Here is a 5,459-nt window from a genome sequence, read left to right as displayed (position 1 = left end):
GCAAAATAGGGCATAAAATGTATATATGTGTGTCAAAATTTGTGTCATCAGTGTATTTTTTTGTGTCGTTTTATCTAAGATGAAAATATATGAGATAACAAAAGATTATGGGAGCAAAGAATAGTTTTGCTGTCATAATCTTTAGCACTTAAAATAAGGTTACTTCATTTGGCTCTTGTGTTAATGCAAGTTGTGCCAGTGTTAATCATACTATAAGGGCTGTATGCGTGATCTAGGGCTTTTGTTGTATTTCTTTGTTTTCTCTAATCTTATATCTCATTAAAACTAGGCTAAACTAGCTAGTTTTTGCTTTTTTGATGGGAATTACACTCAAACTTGCAATCCCACTTGCATTTTCTGCAATTTTGTTAAATTCTCGCTTCGTTTGCTTCATTTCATAGTATTTTTGTCAAATAAACATGCAAAACAATCTTTTTTATATGTTCTCTCTCATATATATTACTATCAACAAACATGTAAAATATAAAAATCTCATAAAATGTGGCGTGGAAAAGAGTTATGGTATAAATAATAAATGGATTTCCATGACTTGCTTCGCAAGTCTGCCAATGATAATAGAATCTATATTTCTTATTTAAGAGCACAATTAAGTAAATAAGCCATAAAATTAATATTGAGACAAATTTATGTATAAACAATAAATGTTGTTTCAAAGTCCATGCATTAATTAAGGATAATAAAACATTCATTCGTTTTTAAAATCTACATTATCATGCTAGAATCTTATAAAAATTACTAGATAAAGGGTAAAAATGGCGATTGATCCAAATAAACAAAAAGCACTTGAAAATGCGATGAAGCAAGTGGATAAGGCATTTGGCAAAGGTGTGCTTATACGACTTGGAGACAAGCAGGTAGAAAAGATAGATTCTATATCCACAGGTTCATTGGGACTTGATTTAGCACTAGGAATTGGTGGTATCCCAAAGGGTAGAATCATTGAGATTTATGGACCAGAATCAAGCGGTAAAACGACATTATCCTTGCAGGTTATCGCAGAGTGTCAAAGAAATGGCGGTGTGTGTGCGTTTATTGACGCTGAACATGCCCTTGATGTGTATTATGCAAAAAATCTTGGCGTTGATACAGAGAATCTTTTAGTCAGCCAACCAGATAATGGCGAACAGGCGTTAAGCATTTTAGAGACGATTGCGTGTAGTGGCGGGGTCGATTTGATTGTTGTGGATTCTGTTGCAGCTTTGACACCGAAAGCAGAGATTGATGGCGATATGGGCGATCAGCATGTGGGCTTACAAGCAAGGCTTATGAGCCATGCTTTGCGTAAGATTACAGGTGTGTTATCAAGGATGAATACCACCGTGATTTTTATCAATCAGATTCGTATGAAAATCGGCGTTATGGGCTATGGTAGCCCAGAGACTACAACAGGTGGTAATGCATTGAAATTCTATGCGAGTGTGCGTGTGGATATAAGAAAAGTGGCTACACTCAAGCAAAGCGATAGCATTATCGGCAATCGTGCGAAGGCAAAAGTGGTGAAAAACAAGGTCGCACCACCCTTTAGAGAAGCGGAATTTGACATTATGTTTGGCGAGGGTATCAGCAAAGAGGGCGAGATTATTGACTATGGGGTAAAGCTTGATATTATCGATAAAAGCGGTGCGTGGCTATCTTATGGCGATAAAAAGATTGGGCAGGGCAGAGAAAATGCAAAAGCCTTTTTAAAAGAAAATGTTGATATAGCAAATGAAATTGCTGCAAAAATAAAAGAGCAAATTGGCACAAGTGATGAGATTATGCCCCTGCCAGATGAATTAGAGGGGAGTGAGTAGAGATTATGCGAGTTGGGTGCAAGATTCTAGAATTTGGGGTTTTATGAATTAAAATTGTATTTTTACACTTCTTTGTATAATATATTTGCACCAAAAACTATAACCCCAAGTAAGATCTTTTTTTGTACATTTGTTATCAATAATTATAAACAATTGTGCTTATAGGGATATGCAATGCAAAATACGATAGAAGTGTATCAAAACAGACTGATAAAAAATTTTAAAATAACATATAAACGCTATCTTTTTAAACACATTGATTTTAGTCATAATCTTATTGGCATTATTGGAACTAGGATGATCGGTAAGACAACCATGCTTATTCAACGACCTTTAGAGTTACAACACAGTAATAGCGAAGATCTTTTTAAGCCTTGGGATATCCACGCCCCCCCCCCAAATATCAATTAATAGAGTGAGTTTGCCCTTTATTTTGCTGAAAATGGTATTGAAGTTTCAGCTCTATCGCTTGACAATATACTACACAATCATGCATAAACCTTCTCAGACCTTATCTGTGAGATTGAATGATTTTAGAATATTTACAAGTGAGCTATTCCATTTTATTTTGGTAAAAAGTCATTGCATATGGAAAGTTTGCTTAATCTTTAAATCTTAGTATCGAAATAGATTAAATGCTTGTTTATTGATGTTGATGTTAATTCTAGTGCCAACTTAGGCGAAAGTCTCCTTATTAGACGCAATGAAAAGCTATATAAAGTAATGAAGTCTATAGCTGAACTTGACTTAAATTGTAGCGATAACATCATTGATGCTTTTGGCGATGCGTATGAATATCTTATGCGTATGTATGCAGGTAGTGCGGGTAAAAGTGATGGCGAGTTTTTTTACCATGCAAGAGGTAAGATTTCTACTGCACCAAAACCCAAGTTGAAATGTTTTTTAGGTGCTCAAGACTTCGCATTATGACTTTTTAAAATCCTTTGAGACATCTTTATCCATGTTCACAGCATTATTTTTGAAACACCCCTGCTAAATACTGTCGCTTGCGATAAACCCCATTTTCATTTTAAACTTACCTGTTAAAGCACAAGAGCTACTGCCCCCCCCTTTTTTTTGAAATCAAAAACGCTTACAAATGCTGTATCCATCAAGCCATAATCGCACATACATTGTCCCGATAACTTATAGGGTTTTATGATATTAATAGGATATTGTTTTTTTTTTACAAATATTATCACTCTCCCAATTTCCAGCTTTTCATGAAAGTATTTTCTCATTTTTTTGTAAAACCTTGATAAATACGATCAAACATAGCAATTAATTTTGTATTGAATTACCTTTCCAGCCATTCTACAATTTCTTCATAAAGTGTAATCTCAAAAAAAACATTATGTAAAATCTTTGCGGGTCCGGTTGTTTTACGGATATATTCAAAATTTCATAGTTCTCTCTTGATATTTTTGTTTTTGTTGTTCTTCTGCTTGTTTATTGCTGTTGGGGGACATCTTGAATTTGCGTATTATTCTTTGTGTCAAATTTAGGATAATAGTCTAGCAAATCTATATCGTTTAAAGAATTTTTTAGCTTGTGTATCCTCAAAGAGCGCAGCAAAAAACCATAATTACCATCACTATTTCCATCTCCCCTTGTTCTTACTTCATTGTGTTGATGCTTTAAAACTTTGAAGTGATTAGTGATTTTTTTGGTTCTTTTAAAGAGGTTAAAATCTAATTGATTTTAGCAATGTTATTGTTGGTTATTTACCTTTATCCATAAAACATTCATTAGCTAAAGTAATACACCAATCACCCTTTATCTTCATTAAGTCTTGTTTCAATAGCTCTTACATAGGCAGAATTATGACTGTTATATGTTGAACCAAAAGTTTGCTCATTACCTTTTTCACATTCTCCTGTTTTCTTAATTATCTCGAATGTTTCCATATAATGTGGTGCAAAAAAGCATAACTTGCATCAACACACTCCCGCATAATCCATTTTTTAATTAAATCAATTTAGCGTTTTGTGTATCATTAACCATTGATATTTTATTCCTTATCTTTACTAAAACCCATATATATATATATATTATAAAACTATCAAAACACTTCATCTTATGCATGGCGTAATTGCAATATAATAAAAACAAACCGTGATAATATAAGTGTGACACCATACCAGTAGCAGATATTTTTTACAAAGCCACATAACAATATGCAGTAACTTCTATCGCATCTATAATGCATAAGCCAAGAAATACGACAATTGGAATAAAAAAATAAAGATAAGTATAAAAGTTCTAGTATAGAAAAATCCCTATTATTTCCTCACTTAAAATACTATTTACAGATTTTACAGCAACAAAAGATAAGACAAAAAGTTGTGAAAATAGTCACCAATGAGTGTCCTACGACATTTATCTTTGCGTTAAAGGCCTTATGGTTTCTTCATAAAAATAGCATATCAAAGTATTGTTGTACTGCTTTATCCACATCGTCATTATTTGTGTCCATATGTAACCATTCATTAAATCTTTGATTTACCCTAGTTTAAATTCTGTGCCTCTTATAGCTAAAGTAAATTGTTTAGATTCTTTGTTTTGAAATAAAGTGACAAAGAATTCAAAAGCATTCTATGTCCTTATAGGTCTAATGGCCCTATATGTTTTTTTTGTGAACGACACAAGTTTGGCGTGAAACATAAGAAACAAATAGCAGTATGCAAAATCCATGCAAATAGACAATACAAAAAAGCTTTATATTTTTATGCAGGTGCCATGTGTCCTATTTATGAAAGTGGCAAAGATTTAAACCTTGAAGGTGAAACACATAAATATGTCTCTTAAAATGTAGCATATGGACTGCATCTAATCTTTTATGATAAGAGCTTAGTTGAGGTAAATGTCTTGTTGTTATGCAGATTAGACTAAAGATTGGCCTTACTTTAAACATTGTCAAGTGGGAAATATCAACACAGAGAGTCCCAACAAAGCAAAAAAAGTAGTAAGCAACAAATAAAATCAATATCAACAGATAGCAAAGGTTTTTCTTGTGCTTAAAGATAATAAGGGCAAGATTGCAAGGGATCTAAAAGTATTTTTTGGCTTAATTATAGTGTCTTTTAGGAAGATAACACTAAAGATATGAAAGGGTCTTCAGTGTATTTGCAACTCCGTAGGTTCAAAAGCCTATAAGGACAGAGAAACAAGATTTTTTTAGAAAATCACAACAAAAAAAAGACTAAAAAATTGCAAAGTATGGCGTACGATGAATTTTCATATTCATCCCCCCCCCCCCTGCATTAAAATGGTATTACAAAAGAACAACGCATAAACGCAACACAAAATATTTCCAAATGCTATATACAAAGAAACACAAAAAGTCAGTCCATGCAAAAGATTATGTTAAATCTTATAGCGTGCATCTTGGTAATTTTAGGGATTCAAATGCGGCAATAAACATAGAAGAAAGAAGGGCAAAGAATAATGTATCTTATTTTTTAAAGCTTGAAAGTTTGCAACCAAACAACTAAGCACAAGTGCCATTGCATGTAAGCTGTCTAGTTTAAATTTTGCATGGGATATACTAAGCAGAACGACAAACACTTCCGAATGCAAAACCTAGACGACATTATACCACAAAAAAAGATTTAAAATGATACAAACAAAAAATCTCACTCTAAA

Annotated in this window: 3 protein-coding genes; all 3 read left to right on the top strand. The window is 33.0% G+C overall.

Going from position 1 to position 5,459, the window contains the following annotated elements; translation table 11 throughout:
• Positions 1–773 precede the first annotated feature (773 nt).
• The 3 genes from recA to C6H08_RS06095 all read left to right on the top strand — a co-directional run bounded on the left by recA (position 774) and on the right by C6H08_RS06095 (position 2,744).
• Positions 774–1,814, top strand: coding sequence for a recombinase RecA (recA, locus tag C6H08_RS06105; protein WP_005219265.1), 1,041 nt, complete (start codon positions 774–776; stop codon positions 1,812–1,814).
• Between the two features lie 174 nt (positions 1,815–1,988).
• A complete protein-coding gene (locus C6H08_RS11490; RefSeq protein ID WP_194145900.1) occupies positions 1,989–2,225 on the top strand; it encodes a P-loop NTPase family protein in 237 nt (78 codons plus the stop codon).
• A 312-nt stretch (positions 2,226–2,537) separates the two neighbouring features.
• Positions 2,538–2,744 carry an N-6 DNA methylase gene (locus C6H08_RS06095; protein ID WP_233708505.1) on the top strand — a complete coding sequence of 69 codons (207 nt, stop codon included), beginning with the start codon at positions 2,538–2,540 and terminating at the stop codon, positions 2,742–2,744.
• Positions 2,745–5,459 lie beyond the last annotated feature (2,715 nt).

It is taken from the genome of Helicobacter bilis (assembly GCF_900198365.1).
In the GTDB taxonomy this organism is placed as follows: Bacteria; Campylobacterota; Campylobacteria; order Campylobacterales; family Helicobacteraceae; genus Helicobacter_A; species Helicobacter_A bilis_B.
Note: the sequence above shows the minus strand (reverse complement) of the source record. Positions and strands in the feature narration are given on the sequence as shown.